The organism is Pseudomonas purpurea, assembly GCF_039908635.1.
Taxonomy (GTDB): domain Bacteria; phylum Pseudomonadota; class Gammaproteobacteria; order Pseudomonadales; family Pseudomonadaceae; genus Aquipseudomonas; species Aquipseudomonas purpurea.
The window spans coordinates 5,629,016-5,650,099 of sequence record NZ_CP150918.1 but is presented as its reverse complement, the minus strand read 5'-3'; the positions used below and the strand labels follow the sequence as shown (position 1 = coordinate 5,650,099).

General features: G+C 61.7%; 21 protein-coding genes. 13 read left to right on the top strand and 8 right to left on the bottom strand.

The genetic code is table 11. The features are described 5' to 3' along the window. The first annotated feature begins 426 nt into the window (after nucleotides 1-426). The 7 genes from AABM54_RS25540 to rsd all read left to right on the top strand — a co-directional run bounded on the left by AABM54_RS25540 (nucleotide 427) and on the right by rsd (nucleotide 6,829). Nucleotides 427-1,173, top strand: a complete 747-nt coding sequence (locus AABM54_RS25540) for a LytTR family DNA-binding domain-containing protein (RefSeq protein WP_347902665.1) — start codon at nucleotides 427-429, stop codon at nucleotides 1,171-1,173. Nucleotides 1,174-1,310: 137 nt separating this feature from the next. Then, the gene (gene hemC / locus AABM54_RS25535) at nucleotides 1,311-2,252 is read left to right on the top strand and encodes a hydroxymethylbilane synthase (protein WP_347902664.1); all 942 of its coding nucleotides are present in this window, start codon (nucleotides 1,311-1,313) and stop codon (nucleotides 2,250-2,252) included. Further along, nucleotides 2,249-3,013 (top strand): uroporphyrinogen-III synthase, encoded by a 765-nt coding sequence (locus AABM54_RS25530; protein WP_347902663.1) that lies wholly within the window; start codon nucleotides 2,249-2,251, stop codon nucleotides 3,011-3,013. Before hemC ends, AABM54_RS25530 begins: the two co-directional genes overlap by 4 nt. Before the next feature lie 16 nt (nucleotides 3,014-3,029). Beyond that, nucleotides 3,030-4,169 (top strand): uroporphyrinogen-III C-methyltransferase, encoded by a 1,140-nt coding sequence (locus AABM54_RS25525; RefSeq protein ID WP_347902662.1) that lies wholly within the window; start codon nucleotides 3,030-3,032, stop codon nucleotides 4,167-4,169. Beyond that, nucleotides 4,166-5,404 (top strand): heme biosynthesis protein HemY, encoded by a 1,239-nt coding sequence (locus AABM54_RS25520; protein ID WP_347902661.1) that lies wholly within the window; start codon nucleotides 4,166-4,168, stop codon nucleotides 5,402-5,404. Before AABM54_RS25525 ends, AABM54_RS25520 begins: the two co-directional genes overlap by 4 nt. Before the next feature lie 235 nt (nucleotides 5,405-5,639). Next, nucleotides 5,640-6,191, top strand: coding sequence for a disulfide bond formation protein B (locus tag AABM54_RS25515; RefSeq protein WP_347902660.1), 552 nt, complete (start codon nucleotides 5,640-5,642; stop codon nucleotides 6,189-6,191). Between the two features lie 179 nt (nucleotides 6,192-6,370). Further along, nucleotides 6,371-6,829: a sigma D regulator gene (gene rsd, locus AABM54_RS25510; protein WP_347902659.1), complete on the top strand. Its 459-nt coding sequence runs from the start codon at nucleotides 6,371-6,373 to the stop codon at nucleotides 6,827-6,829. A gap of 67 nt (nucleotides 6,830-6,896) precedes the next feature. Here rsd and AABM54_RS25505 read toward each other — a convergent pair whose 3' ends face one another. Continuing rightward, nucleotides 6,897-7,562, bottom strand: coding sequence for an FKBP-type peptidyl-prolyl cis-trans isomerase (locus AABM54_RS25505; protein WP_347902658.1), 666 nt, complete (start codon nucleotides 7,560-7,562; stop codon nucleotides 6,897-6,899). A 192-nt stretch (nucleotides 7,563-7,754) separates the two neighbouring features. Between AABM54_RS25505 and AABM54_RS25500 the strand changes: the two genes are divergently transcribed. After that, complete coding sequence (locus tag AABM54_RS25500) at nucleotides 7,755-8,708, top strand: AlgP family protein (RefSeq protein WP_347902657.1); 954 nt, start codon at nucleotides 7,755-7,757, stop codon at nucleotides 8,706-8,708. Here AABM54_RS25500 and AABM54_RS25495 read toward each other — a convergent pair. Next, nucleotides 8,705-9,169 carry a TIGR02444 family protein gene (locus tag AABM54_RS25495; protein WP_347902656.1) on the bottom strand — a complete coding sequence of 155 codons (465 nt, stop codon included), beginning with the start codon at nucleotides 9,167-9,169 and terminating at the stop codon, nucleotides 8,705-8,707. The genes AABM54_RS25500 and AABM54_RS25495 overlap by 4 nt on opposite strands. 50 nt (nucleotides 9,170-9,219) lie before the next feature. Between AABM54_RS25495 and AABM54_RS25490 the strand changes: the two genes are divergently transcribed. The 3 genes from AABM54_RS25490 (at nucleotide 9,220) to AABM54_RS25480 (ending at nucleotide 12,580) form a co-directional block, all read left to right on the top strand. Beyond that, entirely contained in the window at nucleotides 9,220-11,130 is a 1,911-nt protein-coding gene (locus AABM54_RS25490) for an ATP-binding cassette domain-containing protein (RefSeq protein ID WP_347902655.1), read from the top strand. Continuing rightward, entirely contained in the window at nucleotides 11,130-11,711 is a 582-nt protein-coding gene (locus AABM54_RS25485; RefSeq protein ID WP_347902654.1) for a mechanosensitive ion channel family protein, read from the top strand. The genes AABM54_RS25490 and AABM54_RS25485 overlap by 1 nt, the downstream gene beginning before the upstream one ends. 236 nt (nucleotides 11,712-11,947) lie before the next feature. Continuing rightward, entirely contained in the window at nucleotides 11,948-12,580 is a 633-nt protein-coding gene (locus AABM54_RS25480) for a LysE family transporter (protein ID WP_347902653.1), read from the top strand. Between the two features lie 222 nt (nucleotides 12,581-12,802). Here AABM54_RS25480 and AABM54_RS25475 read toward each other — a convergent pair whose 3' ends face one another. The 5 genes from AABM54_RS25475 to AABM54_RS25455 all read right to left on the bottom strand — a co-directional run bounded on the left by AABM54_RS25475 (nucleotide 12,803) and on the right by AABM54_RS25455 (nucleotide 17,575). Beyond that, a complete protein-coding gene (locus AABM54_RS25475; protein WP_347902652.1) occupies nucleotides 12,803-13,543 on the bottom strand; it encodes a penicillin-binding protein activator LpoB in 741 nt (246 codons plus the stop codon). A gap of 3 nt (nucleotides 13,544-13,546) precedes the next feature. Beyond that, nucleotides 13,547-14,137 (bottom strand): penicillin-binding protein activator LpoB, encoded by a 591-nt coding sequence (lpoB, locus tag AABM54_RS25470; protein WP_347902651.1) that lies wholly within the window; start codon nucleotides 14,135-14,137, stop codon nucleotides 13,547-13,549. A 39-nt stretch (nucleotides 14,138-14,176) separates the two neighbouring features. Then, complete coding sequence (locus AABM54_RS25465; RefSeq protein ID WP_347902650.1) at nucleotides 14,177-14,548, bottom strand: YcfL family protein; 372 nt, start codon at nucleotides 14,546-14,548, stop codon at nucleotides 14,177-14,179. Nucleotides 14,549-14,563: 15 nt separating this feature from the next. Then, on the bottom strand, nucleotides 14,564-15,961 hold the full coding sequence (locus tag AABM54_RS25460) for a hypothetical protein (RefSeq protein WP_347902649.1): 1,398 nt from the start codon (nucleotides 15,959-15,961) through the stop codon (nucleotides 14,564-14,566). Nucleotides 15,962-16,168: 207 nt separating this feature from the next. Further along, entirely contained in the window at nucleotides 16,169-17,575 is a 1,407-nt protein-coding gene (locus AABM54_RS25455) for a hypothetical protein (RefSeq protein WP_347902648.1), read from the bottom strand. A gap of 154 nt (nucleotides 17,576-17,729) precedes the next feature. On the opposite strand from AABM54_RS25455, the gene AABM54_RS25450 reads away from it, so the two are divergent. Together AABM54_RS25450 and AABM54_RS25445 are read left to right on the top strand one after the other, a co-directional pair. Further along, nucleotides 17,730-19,628, top strand: a complete 1,899-nt coding sequence (locus AABM54_RS25450) for a cytochrome c/FTR1 family iron permease (RefSeq protein ID WP_347902647.1) — start codon at nucleotides 17,730-17,732, stop codon at nucleotides 19,626-19,628. Between the two features lie 92 nt (nucleotides 19,629-19,720). After that, nucleotides 19,721-20,176 (top strand): YaiI/YqxD family protein, encoded by a 456-nt coding sequence (locus tag AABM54_RS25445; RefSeq protein WP_347902646.1) that lies wholly within the window; start codon nucleotides 19,721-19,723, stop codon nucleotides 20,174-20,176. Between the two features lie 151 nt (nucleotides 20,177-20,327). Here the strand turns inward: AABM54_RS25445 and elbB are convergent, their stop codons facing one another. Beyond that, nucleotides 20,328-20,996 (bottom strand): isoprenoid biosynthesis glyoxalase ElbB, encoded by a 669-nt coding sequence (gene elbB, locus AABM54_RS25440; protein ID WP_347902645.1) that lies wholly within the window; start codon nucleotides 20,994-20,996, stop codon nucleotides 20,328-20,330. Nucleotides 20,997-21,084 lie beyond the last annotated feature (88 nt).

Here is a 21,084-nt window from a genome sequence, read left to right as displayed (position 1 = left end):
ACCATACTCGGCGGACCGTTGCCGGTTTTACGCAACGATATTTTTCGAATGGGCAATGTCGTCCCGGCGAACGTCTACAGTTGGACAGAAGGAACTGCACATTTGCGGGCTCCGCAACCGACACCACAAGTGCTGCCGAATAACGCTGCATACCTCGCAATGGCGCCCGGAAACGCCCATGCTCAGGTCAGCGGCCAGGTGGCGATTCCATAAAGGGGTGTTCATCGTGTGTATTGGCAAGCCCTGCAACACCGTCGAGGCACGGCGGTTATCGAGCGACATGGAGCAGGCACGGGTAAATATTGCTGCCCGACATGCGGCACTTTTTGGCCCTCGCGCTAGTCTTAGCGTGGATCGCGGTGACGGACGTCACTTCACCTGTCTACGTTACCCTTGTGCGAGACTCACGCAGGAATCCAGCGCTATATGAATGTCCTGATCGTTGATGACGAACCCCTAGCCCGCGAGCGTCTGAGCCGTATGGTCGGCGAACTCGAGGGATACAGTGTCCTGGAGCCGAGCGCCACCAATGGCGACGAGGCGTTGGCCCTGATCGACAGCCTGAAACCGGATATCGTGCTGCTCGACATCCGCATGCCGGGCCTCGACGGTTTGCAGGTGGCCGCACGTTTGTGTGAGCGCGAGACCCCGCCGGCAGTGGTGTTTTGCACCGCCGACAGTGAGTTCGCCCTGGATGCCTTCCAGGCCAGCACGGTGGGCTACCTGACCAAGCCGGTACGCGCAGAGCTATTGCTTGAAGCCCTGAAAAAAGCCGAACGGCCCAACCGTGTGCAACTGGCTGCCCTGACTCGCCCGGCTGCCGAAACCGGCAGTGGCCCACGCAGTCATATCAGCGCGCGAACCCGCAAGGGCATCGAGCTGATTCCGCTGGATCAGGTGATCTACTTCATTGCCGACCACAAATACGTGACCTTGCGTCATGAGGGTGGCGAGGTTCTGCTGGATGAACCGCTCAAGGCCCTGGAAGACGAATTCGGTGATCGCTTTGTGCGTATCCACCGCAATGCGTTGGTGGCCCGCGAGCGCATCGAGAGGCTGCAACGCACACCGCTGGGGCATTTCCAGTTGTTCCTCAAGGGCCTCAATGGCGACGCCCTGATTGTCAGCCGACGCCATGTCGCCGGTGTGCGCAAGATGATGCAACAGCTTTAGTCCGGGTTCTGAGCGCGGATCACAGCCCTGTCGCCAGACAGGCCAGGCCAGGGAGGCCACCCGGTTTCTGATACAAGTCAAAGCGGATTTGACTGAGCTGTTATTATCCGCCGTATCTATTCAGTACGGATTGATCCATGTCCCCTCGCGAAATCCGCATCGCTACCCGCAAAAGTGCCCTGGCCTTGTGGCAGGCCGAATACGTCAAAGCTCGTCTTGAAGAGGCTCACCCGGGCCTGCTCGTGACGCTGGTGCCCATGGTCAGTCGCGGCGACAAGCTGCTCGACTCGCCGCTGTCGAAAATCGGCGGCAAGGGCCTGTTCGTCAAAGAACTGGAAACCGCGTTGCTCGACAACGAAGCTGACATCGCCGTGCACTCCATGAAAGACGTGCCGATGGACTTCCCTGAAGGCCTCGGTCTGTTCTGCATCTGTGAGCGCGAAGACCCTCGTGACGCCTTCGTCTCCAACACCTACGCCAGCCTTGATGAGCTGCCTCAAAGCAGTGTGGTCGGCACCTCCAGCCTGCGTCGCCAGGCCCAGTTGCTGACCCGTCGCCCGGACCTGGAAATCCGCTTCCTGCGTGGCAACGTCAACACCCGTCTGGCCAAGCTCGATGCCGGCGAGTACGACGCGATCATCCTCGCGGCGGCCGGTTTGATCCGTCTGGGCTTCGAAGACCGCATCAGCTCCTCGATCAGTGTCGAAGACAGCCTGCCGGCAGGTGGGCAAGGTGCGGTCGGCATCGAATGCCGTAGCGCCGACAGCGAGATCCACGCGCTGCTCGCCCCCTTGCATCACCAGGACACCGCCACACGCGTCACCGCCGAGCGCGCCCTGAACAAGCACCTCAATGGTGGTTGCCAGGTGCCTATCGCTTGCTATGCGGTGCTTGAAGGCGAGCAAATCTGGCTACGTGGCTTGGTGGGTGATCCGAAAGGTGGCCTGCTGCTGAGTGCCGAGATTCGTGGCCCGCAAAGTGCGGCCGAGGCGTTGGGCGTGCAGGTTGCCGAAGACCTGCTGGCTCAGGGCGCCGATGACATCCTGCGCGCCGTGTATGGCGAGGCCGATTCACAGTGATCGGCTGGCGTCTGCTGCTGACCCGTCCCGCCGACGAGTCGACGGCGCTGGCAGCGGTTCTGGCCGGGGCCGGTGTGTTCAGCAGCAGCCTGCCCTTGCTGGAAATCGAAGCGTTGCCGGTCGTTGGTGTGCAGCAGACGATCATTCAGGGCCTCGATGCATACTGCGCGGTGATCGTGGTCAGCAAGCCGGCCGCCCGGCTGGTGGTTGAACAGGTCGCGCGGCATTGGCCACAACCGCCGCGTCAGTGCTGGTTCAGTGTCGGCGCGGCGACGGCGCAGATCCTGGCCGGGCACGGCCTGGATGTCTGCTGCCCGCAAGAGGGCGATGACAGCGAGGCCTTGCTTGAACTGGCTCAATTGCGCGAGGCTGTCGCGCGGCCCGATGCGCGCGTGTTGATTGTGCGCGGCGAGGGCGGACGCGAACTGCTGGCTGAGCGTTTACGCGCCTCAGGTGCTAGTGTCGATTATCTGGAGTTGTACCGTCGCGGGCTGTCGGACTATGCGCCTGGCGTGCTGGCACAGCGTATCGCGGCGGAACGCTTGAACGGCCTGGTGGTCAGCAGTGGGCAGGGTTTTGAGCACTTGCGCCAGTTGGCCGGCAACGCCTGGCCTGAACTGGCGCGGTTGCCGTTGTTTGTTCCAAGCCCGCGGGTTGCCGAGATGGCGCGTGCCGCCGGTGCCCAAACAGTTGTGGATTGTCGCGGCGCGAGTGCCGTGGCCTTGCTGACGGCGTTGCGGGAAACCCGGCCCGTTCTCTAATGCAAAGGATGGATACGTGAGCGAAACAGTCTTGCCCAAAGATGAAGTCCAGCCCGTGCTCGATGCGCCGGCTGAAACTGCGAAGACTCCCGAGCCGCGCCGAGGCAATGGGTTGGCGATTCTGGCGCTGCTGGTCGGTGCTGCGGGTGTTGCTGCTGGCGGCTGGGGGATCTGGCAGGTTCGTCTGCTGCAGACCAACAACCAGCAGCAGTTGAGCCAACTGCAGGCCCTGAGCGATCAGGCACAAAGCCTCAAACTCAGCGAGCAGCGTCTTACAGCGCGTCTTGAGCTACTGCCGGCCGCCGAAGAACTGGAAGAGCGGCGACGTCTGGTGACGCAGTTGCAAGGCGATCAGCAACGTCTGAATCAGCGTCTGGAAACCGTCCTGGGTGCCAGCCGCAAGGATTGGCGTCTGGCCGAGGCCGAACATTTGTTGCGCCTGGCCAGCCTGCGCCTGTCGGCCCTGCAAGACATCAGCAGCGCCCAGGCGTTGGTGCAGGGTGCCGATGACATTCTTCGCGAACAAAACGACCCCGGTTCATTCGCCGCCCGTGAGCAGATTGCCAAAAGCCTCGCGGCACTGCGCAGCACTGGGCAACCCGACCGCACCGGGCTGTTTTTGCAACTCGGTGCGCTACGCGACCAAGTCCTGGAGCTGACCGAACTGGCGCCCGAGTATCATGACCGTGGTGACTCGCTGACGGGTTTGACCGCTGATGGCGACGGTGCAAGTCGCTGGTCGCAGTGGTGGGATCAGATCTCGCGGTACATCCGTATCGACTTCGATGCCGACAAGAGCATTCGCCCATTGCTGGCCGGGCAGAGCCTGGCGCAGGTGCGCCTGGCCCTCAGTCTGTCGCTGGAGCAGGCGCAATGGGCGGCGCTCAATGGTCAGGCGCCGGTTTACACCCAGGCCATGGCAGAGGCGCGTGATGTGCTCAAGGACAGCTTCAACAAGGACAACCCGCAAAGCAAAGTGATGCTCGAACGGGTCGACGAGTTGAGCAAGCTGCCGGTGACGGTGGTCACGCCGGACCTGGCTGGTACGCTGGCCAGTGTTCAGGCTTACCTTGAACGTCGCAACCTCGGCGCTCAAGACTCGGTCAAGCCGCTCGCCAAACCGGCTGAGGGAGCCACGCAGGGGACCAGCCCATGAAGCGCTTGTATGTGCTGTTGTTCCTGGTGATCGCAGTATCGGGCGTGCTCGGGTTGGCCATTGCCCAGCATTCGGGTTACGTGCTGATTGCCTACAAAGGCTTTCGCTATGAGTCGAGCCTGTGGGCATCGCTGTTGGTGATCTCGCTTATCTGGCTGCTGTACTGGGGCGTCAAGACACTGATCGAGCTGGTGACGACCTCCACCGGCGTGGTCAATCCATGGTCGCGGCGTAACCGCAGCCGTCGTGTGCAGGTGGCGATCGAGCACGGTCAACTGGACCTGGCCGAAGGGCGCTGGGCCAGTGCCCAGAAACATCTGTGCCGCGCTGCTGAAGCCGAGCGCCAGCCGCTGTTGTACTACCTGGGCGCCGCGCGGGCAGCCAATGAACAAGGTCACTTCGAGGAAAGCGACAACCTGCTTGCGCGTGCGCTTGAGCGTCAGCCTCAGGCCGAACTGGCAATCGCCCTGAGCCATGCGCAATTGCAGACCGACCGTGGTGATACCGAAGGTGCGCTGGTCACCCTGCAAACCATGCATGAACGTCATCCCCGCAGCGTGCAGGTGTTGCGTCAGTTGCAACGCTTGCACCAGCAGCGCGGTGACTGGTCGGCGGTGATCCGCCTGTTGCCGGAATTGCGCAAGGACAAGGTGCTACCGGCCAGTGAACTGGCCGAGCTGGAGCGTCGGGCCTGGGGTGAAAACCTCACCCTGGCCGCTCAGCGGGAAGAAGAGGGCGTCGCCGGTTTGCAGTCACTCAACCGTGCCTGGCAGCAACTTACGTCGGCGCAACGTCAGGAGCCGCAACTGGTTCTGGCGTATGCCGAGCAGTTGCGACAACTGGGCGCCGAGGCCGAGGCCGAGGATGTCCTGCGCGGCGCGCTCAAGCGTCACTACGACAGCCACTTGGCACGCCTCTATGGGTTGCTGCGCGGCAACGACCCTGCCCGGCAACTGCAAACCGCCGAAGGCTGGCTGAAAGAGCATCCTGGCGACCCAAGCCTGTTGCTGACCCTGGGCCGCTTGTGCCTGCAAAACAGTTTGTGGGGCAAGGCCCGCGACTACCTCGAAAGCAGCCTGCGCGTGCAGCGCAACCCGGAGGCCTGTGCCGAGCTGGCAAGGTTGCTGGCGCAACTGGGCGACACCGAACGCAGCAATCAGCTGTTTCAGGAAGGCCTGGGCTTGCTGGACAAGCGTTTATTGGCCGCACCGCTGCCCGTACCAGCCCGCGTCTAACGCTGGAGGCGGGCTGCCCGGATCATCTGACCGGGCAGCCCGTCGCTCTGGCCTCGCAGATTTTTTACCCGTCCCCACCCATGAAGGCAGCGTCTTACAGACGACTACATTCAGTCCTCGGGTTAGCGTCGGGATTTCCCTACACCCTTGGCGAAGTGTCGGCAGGGGCTTGCCTTGAAAGGCCGCCGGGCTTTCCTCTACCGTAACTGCCTGTCTCTTCTGTTACGGATACGCCATGTCTTTGGCCAGCTCACGTCCCTTGTTTTTCATGGCTTTCATTGCCGCAAGCCTGGCCTTGGGCGCCTCGTATTATCTGGAATATGCGGTCGGGCTGGTGCCTTGCTCGCTGTGCAGTGTGCAGCGCTATTGTCTGATGATATTTACGATCGCCTGCCTGGTGGCCACCTTGCACGGGCCTCGGCGACGGGGCAGTGGCTTCTACTGGTTGCTTGGCTTGCTCAGTTGCCTGGGCGGGATGCTGACGGCCTCGCGACAGGTGTTGCTGCAAAGTGACCCGGCGCAGCAACTGAGAGGGTGTCTCTCCAGCCAAGAGGCGGTCTTCGTCGATATGCCCTGGTTGTGTGTGGTGACGCGGGCCTTCAAGGGCATGGCTGATTGCACGGAAATCAGCTGGACGCTGTTCGACCTCAGCGTGCCGGAGTGGAGCCTGCTGTTCTTTGTCGGCATGACGGTTCTGGCGGGCTGCCAACTGTTGCGCCATCTCTGGCCTGCTGTTCGTCGGCCAGCCAGCGGCGAGTCGTCGCATGGGGCGGTAGTGGCCGATTAAACACTTGTATGAACATTATCTCCTGCGTAACTTGAAGCTGTTGTCGTGCGGGCATAATCTGGCCCGCACGTGTCACTGGAATTATGTTGCTCGATGGCGCTCTTCCTGACCGAATCCCGATCTTTCGAATCCGGCGGCAGGTCTAGGGCAGCATGACCCACAAGGGAAGAGAGATCACCATGCTCGAAAGTTGTCAGAATGCTCAGGAACGCTGGGGTGGAGTGCATCTGCTGATCGACCGCTGGTTGCAGGAGCGTCACGAACTGGTTCGGGCCTATGATGCTCTCGGCGCCAAGCCAGAAGCGCTGGCAGAGACCCGAAAGCCCTTGCAGGAATTTTGCGGCGTACTGGTTGACTACGTGTCGGCCGGGCACTTCGAGATCTACGAACAACTGACCGGTGAAGCCAAGGCTTTTGGGGACACCCGAGGGTTGGAACTGGCCGAAACGATCTACCCGCGCATCGACGTCATCACTGAGAAGCTCCTGGCGTTCAACGACCTCTGCGATGCGGGCAAATGCGTCGCCGAAGAGTTCAAGAAGCTGGGCGGCCTGTTGCACGAACGCTTCGAACTGGAAGACTGCCTGATCGAAGTGCTGCACACCGCTCACAAGGAAGAAGCTCCGGTTCAGGCCTGAGTGCTGCCTGTCTGCAACACCCTGAAAACGGTGCGCCATGCGCGCCGTTTTTCGTTCTCGGGGTTTCTCAGCCCGTTGCGCCCAGCAACTCGATTTCGAAGACCAGCGGGGTGTAAGGCGCGATGAGATCGCCCGCACCGTCCGCGCCATAAGCTTGCGCCGAAGGAATCACCAACCGCCACTTCGCACCCACCGGCATCTGTGGAAGCGCACTGCGCCAGCCGCTGATCACGCTGTCGAGGCTGAACCACTGCGCCTGGCTGTTCTGGTCGAACACCGTACCGTCCGGCAGTCGTCCGATGTAGCGCACTTGCACGCGTCCGTTTGGTCCGGCCTTGACGCCGGTGCCGGGTGCTTCCTCGGTCAGCAGGATGCCATCGGCGAGTTCGCGAACACCCGGTTTGGCTTTCTCCGCCTCCATGAAGCGGCGTTCTTTTTCGAGGGCGATTTCGCTTTGCGGCACTGCCGGTTTTTCCGCAACCTGCGCTTCGTGTTCAGCGAGAATCTGCTCGATACGTTCGTCCTTCAAGGCCAGGGGCTTGCCTTGATAAGCCTGTTTCAATCCGTCCACCAACGCCTGAATCTGCAAGTCGGGCACCTCTTGGCGCAAGCGCTCACCCAGGCTTGCGCCCAGGCTGTAGGCAAGATCATGGGCATCGTTTTCGGCGGTTTTTTCGGCCGCGTGAGCAACGGAAAAAAACACGCACAGGGATAAAAAAAGGTAACGCGACATGGGCACTCTCCGGCCTGAGATGCGGGGGATTATGCCAGTGTGAATGCGCTCACCGGTGAACTGCTTTGCCGTATGCGCAGAACATTTTCGGTCCGTTGCAACGCAACGTCCTGGATACTGTCAACATCACCTAGCGGCGGTAGCAGCAGAGGTCTAGTATGAGCCGCACTCACGTCAGCCAGGAGGTAAACCATGTCGGCCCCCAAGAAGCCCGTAAACACTCCGTTGCACTTACTCCAACAGCTCTCGGGCAGCCTGCTCGAACATTTGGAAAACGCTTGTTCCCAAGCCTTGGCTGATGCTGAAAAACTGCTCGCCAAACTGGAAAAGCAACGCGGTAAAGCACAGGAAAAACTGCACAAGTCGCGCACCAAATTGCAGGACGCAGCAGCGGCCGGCAAAGCCAAGGCACAGGCCAAGGCCAAGGACGCAGTGAAAGAGCTCGAAGAGTTGCTCGATGCGCTGAAGGATCGTCAGTCCGAGACCCGCACCTACATTCTGCAACTCAAGCGTGATGCCCAGGAAAGCCTGAAACTGGCCCAGGGTGTTGGTCGTGTGAAAGAAGCCGTCGGCAAGGTGTTGACCCTGCGTTCGGCCAAGCCCGCCGCAACGGCGGTTGCTGCCAAGAAACCTGCTGCTAAAGCGCCGGCCAGGGCCGCTGCAAAACCTGCCGCCAAAGCGCCGGTTAAAGCACCAGGCAAACCTGCCGCCAAACCCGCGGTAAAAAAACCAGCCGCAGCCAGCGCCGCAAAACCTGCCGTTAAAACCCCTGCTGCCAAACCTGCTGCTGCCAAGCCAGTGGCTGCAAAAGCAGCGGCGAGCAAACCCGCGGCAAAAACCGCTGCTGCAAAACCAGCGGCCAAGCCAGTGGCAAAACCGGCCGTGGCTAAAGCCGCCGCCAAACCTGCTGCCAAAGCACCGGCCAAACCTGCTGCTGCGAAACCCGCTGCCGCAAAACCTGCAACCAAGCCTGCGGCCAAACCGGCCGTGAAAAAGCCAGTGGTTGCCAAGCCTGCCGCTGCCAAACCGGCTACCGCTGCCGCGAAGCCAGCGACACCGGCGCCTGCCGCATCGCCAGCACCCGCTGCACCCGCCGCTACTCCAGCGGCTGCCGCCACCAGCAGCAACCCGACCAGCGCTTCCTAAGTGCCGGACACCGCGACGTGCAGCTGATGCAGCGCGTCGCGGTTCAGGTGGCCAGCCTCGGCCGCCAGCCTCAACAGCCAAATGACTGAATCCTCAGCCTGATCCTGCGGCCACGCCTGCGCCGCGTTCTCCAGGCGCAACAACAGTTGCCGCTCGGCTTCCAGCTCCAGCGCCTTGACCTGCTCTCGTAACGTACCCAGCTCGACGTCCTCAAGGGCGGCGGCTTTCCATTGCGTGCGCAGTTGCCGAAGGGGTTGCACCACCTCGTCATGCCAGGCCCCGGCCAACTGCCGAAGGGCTTGCAGGCGCGGTTCATTGCAGACCACGCCCCGTTGGCCGAGCCACAGCGCACACAGCAGCAGACAGACATTGGCGCCGTGCGCTTGCAATCCCAGGCAGGCCTTTTCAACGTCCGGGCGGGCGTAAATCTTGAGGGTGAAGCTCCACAGGTCAGAGGACATATTCCTACTCGCGCCAGTTGCGAGCGAAGCTGGTAGACTCCGCCGCCATTATGATTCGACTTCAGAACCTGACTTTACAGCGTGGCCCGCAACGTCTGCTAGAAGACGCCGAGCTGACCCTGCACGCCGGCCACAAAGCCGGCCTTATCGGTGCCAACGGCGCCGGCAAATCGAGCCTGTTCGCCTTGCTCCTGGGCGACCTGCACCCGGACTCGGGTGATTGCTTCCTGCCGGCCGACTGGCGCATCGCCCACATGCGTCAGGAGATCGACACGCTCGAGCGCCTGGCGGTCGACTACGTGCTCGATGGCGACCTGCGCCTGCGTCAGGTGCAACACGACCTGGCGGCAGCCGAAGCCGCCCATGACGGTGCTGCGCAGGCCCGCTACCACTCCGAACTCGACAGCGCCGACGGTTACACCGCCGACGCCCGGGCGCGCAAGCTGCTCGCAGGGCTGGGGTTCACCAACGAACAGATGGATCGCCCGGTCGGAGATTTCTCCGGTGGCTGGCGGATGCGTCTGAACCTGGCGCAGGCACTGATGTGCCCGTCGGACCTGTTGCTGCTCGATGAACCGACCAACCACTTGGACCTCGACGCCATTATCTGGCTTGAAGAGTGGCTCAAGAGCTATCCCGGCACCTTGCTGCTGATTTCCCACGACCGGGATTTCCTCGACGCCGTGGTCGATCACGTGGCCCACGTCGATCAACGCAAGATCACGCTGTACCGCGGTGGCTACTCGGCGTTCGAACGTGCCCGTGCCGACCGTCTGGCCCAGCAGCAACAGGCCTACGAGAAGCAACAGGCGCAACGTGCGCACATGGAAAGCTACATCGCCCGCTTCAAGGCCCAGGCCACCAAGGCCCGTCAGGCCCAGAGCCGGATCAAGGCGCTGGAGCGGATGGAAGAGCTGTCCGCTGCCCACGTCGATTCGCCGTTCGATTTCGTGTTCCGCGAGTCGACGAAGATTTCCAGCCCGTTGATCGACCTCTCCGATGCTCGCCTGGGTTATGGCGACAAGACCATCCTGGAGAAGGTCAAGCTGCAACTGACCCCTGGCGCGCGGATCGGCCTGCTCGGCCCCAACGGTGCGGGCAAGTCGACGCTGATCAAAAACCTCTCGGGTGAGCTGGAGCCGCTGGCCGGCCGGCTGACCCGTGGCGAGAACACGGTGGTGGGCTACTTCGCCCAGCATCAGCTGGACTCGCTGGACTCCAAGGCCAGCCCGCTGCTGCACTTGCAGCGTCTGGCGCCGACCGAGCGCGAGCAGACCCTGCGCGACTTCCTCGGCGGTTTCGACTTCCGGGGTGCGCGCATCGACGAACCGGTGTTGAACTTCTCCGGTGGCGAAAAGGCGCGTCTGGCACTGGCGTTGATCGCCTGGGACCGCCCGAACCTGTTGCTGCTCGACGAACCGACCAACCACCTGGACCTGGAAATGCGCCTGGCGCTGACCATGGCCCTGCAAGAGTTCAGTGGCGCGGTACTGGTGGTTTCCCACGACCGTCACCTGCTCAAAAGCACCACGGATAACTTTTTCCTGGTGGCCGATGGCAAAGTCGAAGAGTTCGACGGCGATCTGGAAGACTACGCCCGTTGGCTGGTCGAGTATCGCCAGCGCAATGCGCCGGTGAGCACCACGCCGGTCAACCCGGACAAGACCGACAAGAAAGCCCAGCGCCAGGCCGCTGCTGCGTTGCGTCAGCAACTGGCACCGCACAAGCGCGAAGCCGACAAGCTCGAAGCCGAACTGGGCAAGCTGCACGAAAAACTCGCGAAGATCGAAGCCAGCCTCGGCGACAGCGCCGTCTACGAAGCCGCCCGCAAGGATGAGTTGCGTGATCTGTTGGCCGAACAGGCCAGGCTCAAGGTTCGCGAAGGTGAGCTGGAAGAGAGCTGGATGGAAGCCCTGGAAGTGCTCGAAAGCATGCAGGCGGAGCTGGAGGCGCTGTCCTGATGGAGGCCTTCGCGCTGCCGGTGCCGGCGATGTGGGTCGAGCCGCTGTGGCTCGCTCTGCAAATCCTGCTGATCCTGCTGGCGGGCTACCTGGCGCAACGCTTCATTGCCAAGGTCCTGACCCGGCTGGGCGAGCGCTACCCGTTTCCGCCGCAGTTGTTGTTGCCGCTGCGCGGCGGCTTGCGCTGGCTGATCATGGGCAGCGCGCTGATCTTCGTGCTCGAACGCCTGGGCGTTTCGGCCACGGTACTCTGGACCGCGTTGTCCGGTTTTGTGGCCGTGGCGGCGGTGGCGTTCTTCGCCATGTGGAGCGTGCTCTCCAATCTGTTGTGCGCCATTTTGATCTTCACCGTCGGGCCCTTCCGTATCGGTGATGTGGTCGAGTTGGTGGACACCCTCGACAAGCCTGGCGTCAAAGGCCGGGTGGTGGCGATCAATCTGCTGTACACCACGTTGATCGAAGCTGAAGAACTCGGCACCGGCAGCGTAATGGTCCAGGTGCCCAACAGCCTGTTCTTCCAGCGTTCGGTTCGACGCTGGCGCGGTACGGATGTTTTCCCTTCCAGCGGTTTTGAAAAGTAGGCGTTACCTCCTGCAAAGCGGTGCCTGACGCACCGCTTTCGCGAGCAGGCTCGCTCCCACAGCAGTTTGCCGCTGTTCACAATTGCCCTGTCCACTGAAGATCCAATGTGGGCGCGAGCCTGCTCGCGAAGGGGGCAGCCGTCATAAACAGCGACTTGTCCTACAAAAAACGGTAGTCATCGGCCGGAAGGCGCATTAGTTTAGACGTCTACAACGAGTCTGAGTCGAGGTGTGCGATGGTGCTTGAAACATGGCTGGCGTTTTTTGCCGCCTGCTGGGTGATCAGTCTTTCCCCAGGTGCGGGCGCCATTGCGTCGATGTCCTGCGGTTTGCAGTACGGTTTCTGGCGCGGTTACTGGAATGCCCTGGGCCTGCAACTGGGTCTGGCGATGCAGATCGCAATCGTGGCCGCCGGTGTCGGCGCGATCCTCGCGGCGTCCTCCACAGCGTTCTATGCGATCAAATGGTTTGGCGTGGCCTACCTGATTTATCTGGCGATCAAGCAGTGGCGCGCGTTGCCGAGCGACTTGAGCGATGACGCGGCGATCCGCCCGATCGGCAAACCACTGGCGCTGGTGTTTCGCGGCTTCCTGGTCAACATCAGCAACCCCAAGGCGCTGGTGTTCATGCTGGCCGTGCTGCCACAGTTCATCGACCCACACGCGCCGCTGGTGAGTCAGTACCTGATTCTTGGCGTGACCATGATCTGTGTCGACCTGGTGGTGATGGCCGGCTACACCGGGCTGGCGTCCAAGGTCTTGCGCCTGTTGCGCACACCCAAACAGCAAAAACGCATGAACCGCACCTTTGCCGGGCTGTTCGTCGGCGCGGCGGCGTTCATGGCGACATTGCGCAGGGCGGTGGTGTAAACCGTCAGGCAAAAAAAGGCGACCCTTTGAGGTTAATGCCAGTCAGTTAAGGCACGTAACCTGTGGGAGCGGGCTTGCTCGCGAAGAGGGCATTGCATTCAACATCAATGTTGACTGTGACGCCGCTTTCGCGAGTAAGCCCGCTCCCACAAGGATTGCAGTGCTCAAACTCTTAACTGACAAGCATTAACCCTTTGGGGTCGCCTTTTTCATTTCCGGGGATTAGCGCAGGATAACCGGCGCCGTATCCCGTGGCAGGTTGTTGCGCAGCGGGGCTTGGCCCGGTTGCGCGCTACCGCCACCCAGTTGTTCGCTCAACTGACGCGCCACGTCCTCACCCAGCGACTTGGACACATCACGCACCACCCGTGGGCGGTTCAGCGAGACTTTGACGTCTTCGCTGTTCACCAGCTTGGTGTCTTGTCCGTCACCCATGGCGGTGAACGCCGAGGTGATTTCGAAGGTTTTGGTGTTGATGAGGCTGAAATCCGCCACCAGGCTCAAGCCCAGAATCGCCGAGTAGCTGTCGGTGTTGGCCAGCGAGGTGATGTCGCGGGTGAAGTCGATGTCCGACACCGTGCCAAACAGCACGTAGTCGGCACCCTTGAAGCTACCGGCCTTGATCCGCTTGATCACGTCATAGACGTCACCCTTGGAGGACGCGGTGTGAGGCGAGCCCTGCACCAGCTGGAACATGCCGGTGCGCAGAATCTCGCCCTTGATGTCGCCGGTGAACTTGCGCAGTTCGCCCTGCTCGATGTAGCTGCTGGTGGCCTCAAGCTCGTTGTAGCTCGAGGAACCGCTGGAGCTGTAATAGCCTTCGCGGTAGTTGTTTTGCGCCGAAACGATGTGGATGTACTGCTCCACACGTTCCTGATACGCCAGGTCCGCGACCGCGACTTTCGGGGCCGCCTGCGCGCCAAACGCGCAGGCCAGGGCCATCATGCCAATCCATGCACGCATTGATTAACGCTCCGTGGTTTTGCGGATCTCTTTCTCGTCCATCCACTCGGCCAGACCGCTTTCAACGTCGATCAATTGCAGGCTGAATTTGTAGAAGACGTCCTTGTAATCGCTGCTGCGCTTGACGATCGAGCTGATCGAACCTTCCAGGCGATATTTGGCAGCGATCATGTTGCCGGTCTTGGCCACGGTGCCTTTCTTGTACAGGCCGCTCTGGTTTTGCAGCTTGAGCTGGTCAACCTGGCTCTGCATGGCGGTGTTGTCGCTGGCGAAGCGGGCAGTGCCGGACTTCATCAGTTGGGTCTTGATGCTGGTGGTGATTTCACGCGTGTCGATGTATTCGCTGGTCTTGTTCTTCACGTCGTAGACCTGAACCACCGGACGGCCCTGCAGAATGCCGGACTGGGCCAGGGAGCGGGTCATGGACTCAGCAATCATTTGCAGGTCGGTGGAGCCGAACTCGTTGGTGACCAGCTCAACAGCCTTGCTGTCGCCGTAACCGATGTTTTTCCCGCCCAGAACCGGCGAGTTGTTGTTGGCGCAACCGCTGGCCAGAAGGGCTACCACGGCGAGGAACGAAAAACGTACAAACATGGGAATGCTCTCTAAAACTGAACGAATAGGGTGTCGGGCTTAAGGTGTCTTGATTTCGAGGCGGAAATCCATGGCCTTGGGGGTCGGAGCAATGGCCGGCAGGAAGCTGGTTTGTGCGCCGTACAGGGTCAGGGTTTTCCAGCTCTCTTCTTCGGCGACCGGGAAACCTTCAGGCCCCAGCCAGGCGAAGCGGTAGAACATGGTCTTGTTGGTGTAGCTGGTGTTGCTCAGCTGCACGTTGACCGTCATGAACCCGTTTTCGCGGGCCACGCGCATGGCGCCGACCACGATGTTCTTGACCTTGCCCATGGACACGACTTTGCTCGCGGCACTGCCTGGTTCCGGTGGCGCAGGGGTGGCGCAACCGGCCAGCAAGGCCACGGCGGCAACAGCGATGAGTTTGAAGCGCATGTAAAGACTCCGTTCTTAAGGTTGTTTGAGGCTGGCCACGGCCGTTGGGTTGGCACTCGGGATCACGTGTGCCGCCAGACCGCTGGCAAACACCTGGTGACCCACGGTACGCAGGCTGATGACCTGATAACGCTGGTCGACAGTGATGGTCACACGCGAGCCACCCACGACGTTCGGCAGGCTCAACTGGTGCTCGCCCTTGGCCAGGCGCAGACGCACCACTTGGGTGTTGTCTGGAAGGGTGCGCCAGGTACGGGTATCGGCACCTTCCATCACAGCTGAAGTAATACCGACCGCCAGGCCGGCCAGCGGGTTGGTTTCGTTGATCTTTTTCTGGGCCACGGCACGGCTCACGGCACGCACGGTGGTGCGCAGGATGATGCCGGGCATGTCGTCACGCAGGGCGCGGCGCGACATGGCGGTGGTGCTGTTGAGCTGGGTCAGGTTCAGTTGCTGACCGTCGACACCGATCTGCGCAAACATCGCGGTCGAGGTGTCTGGCTTGATGATCGGGAACGACAGCGGGGTGATGACGAGGTTACCGCTGATCGGCAATGGCAACGGCACGCGAATGGAGTCGCGAGACGGCGCCAGGCCGCTTTGCACCACGATCAGGATGTCGCTTTCTTCGTTCTTGCCCGACGGTTTGTCGAGGTTCAGCAGCGCTTGCTCAAGCAGCGGGGTGTTAGGGCGCAGCTCGGCAGCCTTGCGATAACCCGGCGCGGCCAGGCCTTTTTCACCCAGGGCTTCATAGACGAAACCCGACAGGTAATGGCTGAACGCACTCTGGTAGCTGTTTTTCAGGCCCACCACTTCCGGCGCGTCGAGGCTGGCGACCGGGTAACCCTGCAGGTCCTTGTACTCGGTCTTGACGCCTTCTTTCTCGGCCTCGTCTTCCTGCTTGAGGTATTCCTTGTCGCGCAACTCGGCGATCACGGCCTCACGTTCGTGGGTCTTCTTGATCTCGGTGCGGGCGCCTTCGAAGTCATTGGTGGCCAGCAGGTTGAGGGCCATTTGCGTGGTCAGCATGACTTTTTCGTAGTCATAGCCTTCGTAGCGGCGAACCTTGTCGTTGACCAGGAAGCTGCCGAACTGGGCCAGGTACTTGTCGGTGTCCAGCTTGACCGAATCTTCCCAGGCGCCGACCACCTGGTCCGCGCTTCTCCACGCAGCCTGGCTGCCGCTCAGGTCGCCTTTGGCGCGCAGCAGTTCACCTTTCTCGAAGTAATAGAGCAGGTCTTTGTCCGGGCTGGTGTTGTTCTTTTCCAGCAGGGTCAGCGCAGCATCGACGTTGCCGCTGGCCAAGTGCTGATTGGTTTCCTGCAGCTCGGAGTCGTAGCTGCGAAAGGCCGAACATCCAGCCAGTAGGGTGACGGCGCTGAGGGCGATCGTGGTGAGGGCGCGGGATGCCATAGGGGGTACTTCTTCCCTGATTGAGACAGCCTTTCGTGCTGGTCGGGCTGGAGGGACCAATCGACAGGACGTGTGGCTACCCTGCCAAATCCTCATAAAAAGAGGAGCTTAAATGCCGTATCGCGATAGCGAGGGCGCGGCATTATAGCGGCGGATAATGGCTATGTAATGGCTTTTTAGCTCCGTATTTACGGGGTGTGCCAGTATTTACTTGAGGCTGGAAACGGTTTCGGTTTCGCCCTTCGACGGGCTCCAGACAGCAGCGTCGCTGATGAACACCTGGTTGCCCAAGGCTCGCAGGCTGACGACTTGATGGTTCTGGTCGATGCGAACCCTGATCGGCGCCATGCCCGGTGCGTTCGGCAGGCTCAGGCGATGCTCGCCTTTCTTGAGGCGCATGCGCGCCACCAGCGTGGTGTCCGGCAAGGTGCGCCAGGTGCGTGTATCAGCTTCTTCGAACGGGTCGACGCGGGTGCTGACCAGCGAGGCGTGGGCCGGGTCGCGCTTGTTGTCTTCGGCTTGGCGAATGGCATCCAGGTTGGCGCGGAACGCGGCCCGCTGGATGATCCCCGGCATGTCGTCGCGCAGGGTGCGCAGCGACATGTCAGTGATGCTGTTGAGCGAGGTCAGGGTCTGTTTGCGGCCATCCACGGTGATTGTGTTGAAGGCCGCTGTGGAGGTGTCGGGCACCATCACTGGAAAGGACACCGTCGACACAATCACCAGGTTGTCGTTCAGCCGTACCGGAAACGGCACCCGAACCGAGCTGCGGGCCGGCGCCAGGCCGCTTTGCACGATGATCAGCACCTCACTTTCGTCGGCCTTGCCGGAGGGTTTGTCGAGGTTGCGCAATGCCTGTTCGAGAAACGGCATGTTGGGGCGAAGCTCGATGGCCTGCCGGTAGCCGGGTGCGGCGAGGTCCCGTTCGCCGAGCGCTTCGTAGGTGAAACCAGCCAGGTAATGGCTGAATGCGCTCTGATAACCGTTTTTCAGCTCGATCACCTGCGGCGCATCAAGGGTTGTCACCGGGTAGCCCTGAAGGTCCTTGTAGCGTACGGCAATGCCCTGGGCCTTGGCTTGGGCTTCGAGTCGCTCGTATTCCGTTTCCCGCAAGCGGGCAATCAGTGCTTCGCGCTCATGGGTTTTCTTGATGTCGGCGCGGGCGCCGTCGAAGTCGTTCATCGCCAACTGGTTGAGGGCCATTTGCGTGGTCAGCATGACCTTTTCATAGTCATAGCCTTCGTAGCGGCGCAACTTGTCGTTGATGATCATCGTGCCCAGCTCCGTGCCGAGCCGGGAGAGAAATTTCACCGTGCCGGACCGGACGGTTTCCTCCCACTGGAACACGATCCGGTCAGCGCTGCGCCACGCGATCTGACTGTCGGCCAGATCGCCTCGGGTGCGCAGCACTTCACCCTTCTCGAAGTAGTAGAGCAGGTCCTTGTCGTCCCACGGGTTGTTGCGTTCCAGCAGGTACAAGGCGCCATCGACGTTGCCTGAAATCAACTGGGCATTGGTTTGCGCAAGCTCCAGGTCATAGTTGCGATAGGCCGCGCAGGCATTCAGCAGCAAGGATGCAACGAGCAGCACTAACAGACGAAAGCTGATGGCCATGGCGCAGAATTCTTCCTTGGGCGAGGCGGCAATGGGGGCGGATTATAGGCCTGGATACTGGCCGGGTAATATCGCGTGAAACACAACAAAGCTTGAGCGAAAGTCATTGGAAGTGAACAATGTGTTACTTCGTATTTCCAATTGAGATTCATTCATGACTGCCCCGTCCCGTTTCCTGGCCTGGCTGGTCTTCCCGTTGTTTGCGCTGTGCAGTTTCAACCTGCTCGCCGACACCGTGGAAGGCGCTCCTCAAGCATTGCACCTGCTGGACTACATCGGCGCCGATTACCCGGCGACGGTCGAGGCGGGTCAGGTGCTGGATGCGGACGAGTACCGCGAGCAGCTGGAGTTTCTCAAGGCACTGCACGGTTTGATCGCCGCGTTGCCGGCCAAGCCGCAGAAGGCTGAGCTGGAGCAGGGAGTGGCGAGTTTGCGTGAGGCCGTCAGCCAGCGGAAGGACGGTGCAAGTGTGGCCCGTCAGGCGCGGCAGTTGGGGGCGAAACTGGCGGTGGCGTATGAAGTCAGCCAGGCGCCGATCATCACCCCGGACCCGACGCGCGGCGCGCCGCTTTTCGCCCAGCATTGCTCGGTGTGTCACGGCACCACCGGCGCCGGCGATGGCCCGGCCGGCGTGGGCCTGACGCCACCGCCGTCGGACCTGCGCGATGTTGCGCATCAGGACCGCCTGAGCCTCTACGCGATCTACAGCACCTTGGGGTTGGGCGTCGAGGGCACCGACATGCCGTCCTTCGCCGATCAGCTGGATGACCGTCAGCGTTGGGACCTGGCGACCTACATCGCCAGCTTCAGCGCCGACCCGGCCGCCGCGAAAAGCGAAAAGAGCTACAACCTGGCCGATCTGGCCCGTCAGACCCCGGCCGAAGTGCTGGCGGCTGAAGGTCCTGCCGCCGCGGCCACTTTCCGCGCCCAGCGTGCGCAACCGCCGCAGGTCAAGCGTGGCCCGGCGCAGTTGCTCGATTACACCGCCGCGACCCTGGACAAGAGCCTCGCCGCGTACCGTGCCGGTGAGCACGATCAGGCCTACGACTTGTCGGTCGCGGCATATCTGGAAGGTTTCGAACTGGTCGAAAGCTCCCTGGATAACGTCGACGCCAACGTGCGCAAAGACACCGAAAAATCCCTCATGGCTTACCGTCAGTCGTTGCAGGACGGGTTGCCGGTCGCTCAGGTCGAGCAGCGTTTGGAAATTGCCAAGGCCAAGTTGAAAGAATCCGCAGGGTTACTGGGCAGCGACGGGCTGAGCTGGTCCCTGAGTTACATCTCCGGTTTGCTGATTCTGCTGCGCGAAGGCCTGGAAGCGATTCTGGTGCTGGCGGCGATTCTGGCGTTCCTGCGCAACACCGGCCAGCAGTCGGCGGTGCGCAGCGTCAACATCGGCTGGGGCCTGGCGTTGCTGGCCGGGTTGGGCACCTGGGCGCTGGCGGCGTATGTGATCGACGTCAGCGGCGCCCAGCGTGAGTTGCTCGAAGGCTGCACGGCGTTGTTTGCCAGTGTCATGGTGCTGTGGCTCGGGGTGTGGATGCACGACCGCCGTCACGCGGCGGCCTGGCAGGACTACATCAAGAGCAGCCTGGTCAGCGGTGGCGGGCGGTTTGGCTTCGCGATCCTGGCGTTCTTCTCGGTTTACCGGGAACTGTTCGAAGTGATCCTGTTTTACGAAACCCTGTGGTTGCAGGCGGGCCCAGCGGGGCACAACGCGGTGCTGGCCGGGGGCGCGACGGCGCTGGTGCTGTTGATCGGCCTGGCCTGGGTGATCTTGCGCGGTTCGGCGAAACTGCCGCTGGCGCTGTTTTTCGGCATCAACGCCGGATTGCTGTGCGCGTTGTCGGTGGTGTTCGCCGGGCACGGGGTCAAGGCCTTGCAGGAGGCCGGGATCTTCGGCACCCGCCCGGTGCCGTTCTTTGACTTCGATTGGCTGGGCATTCACGCTGATGCGTATTCGTTGAGTGCGCAGGCAGTGGCGATCATGGCGATCATCGTGCTGTACAGCCGCAGTCGCATGGCCGAGAAGCGGCGGGTGTCGGTTTCCTGAACGGCATTCGCGGCGCTCACAATCGCGAGCAGGCTCGCGCCCACCGGATTGCGTAAAACCTGCTCGCGATGCTTTCAGAAGAGGGAAACACGATGCGTGTCTGGATCGATGCCGACGCCTGCCCTCGGGCGGCGAAGGATCTGGTGGTGAAATTCGCCCTCAAGCGCCAGTTTGAAGTGGTGCTGGTGGCCGGTCAGCCGCAGATCAAACCGGGTCTGGCCCTGGTGAAGCTGATCGTGGTGCCCAGTGGCCCGGACGCTGCCGACGATTACCTGGTGGAACACGCGGTGCCAGGTGAACTGGTGATTTGCAGCGACGTGCCGTTGGCGGATCGTCTGGTGAAGAAGGGCGTGGCGGCGCTGGACCCTCGGGGCAAGGAGTTCGATGCGCAGAACATGGGTGATCGCCTGGCCGTGCGGAACCTGTTCACCGACCTGCGTGAGCAGGGCCAGATGGGCGGCGGCCCCGCGCCGTTTGGCGAACGCGAGAAGCAGGCATTCGCCAATTCGCTGGACCGGATACTGACCCGGCTGACCCGAAAACCCTGAGGTGATTACATTCCCTGAGGCGAGGGCGCTTGCTCCCGCTTGAGTGCGCGGCACTCACAACAATCTCAATGGCTGGCCGATTATTTGGGGCTGCTTCGCAACCCAGCGGGGGCAAGCTCCCTCACCACAAAGGCTCATCACAGAGTGCCGCTCAGGCGTCGTTTTCGTGGGTCAGTTCCAGCACCCGGTCCACCAGTTTGTTGATGCCCGACGCCGCTTCGCTGATCGATTGCGCCAGCATGTAGGCCGGGGTGCTGACCAGTTTGCGGGCCTTGTCTTCGACGATGTCGCCCACCGCGCAGGTTTCATGGGTGGCGCCCATTTTGCTCATGGCGGCCGCCGTGTCGGCATCGTTGCCGATGGTGCAGACCACGCCCGGACCGTAGATTTTCGCCGCCAGCGCAGGCGAAATGCAGATCAGGCCGACCGGTTTGCCGGCCTCGGCGAAGGCTTCTGCCAGGGCCAGGACATCGGGCTGGACACTGCAACCGGCGCCTTCGACCGCGAAGCTGGACAGGTTCTTGGCCGCGCCGAAACCACCGGGCACGATCAGGGCGTCGAAGTCCTCGGCGTTGGCTTCGCGGATGTCCTTGACCTGGCCACGCGCGATGCGCGCCGACTCGATCAGTACATTGCGCGACTCGGGCATCGCCTCGCCGTTCAGGTGATTGATGACGTGCAGTTGCGCGATGTCGGGGGCAAAGCACTGGACCTGCGCACCGCGCTGGTCCAGGCGCAACAGGGTGATCACGCTCTCGTGGATCTCGGCGCCGTCGTAGACGCCACAGCCGGAAAGGATCACTGCAATTTTTTTGCTCATGGGGCTTTTCTCCAGATTCATGGCGTTAAATGTCCACTAATTTGTCACTCGTTGCCATAGGGTTAATGGGCGGCTACACCTAATCTTC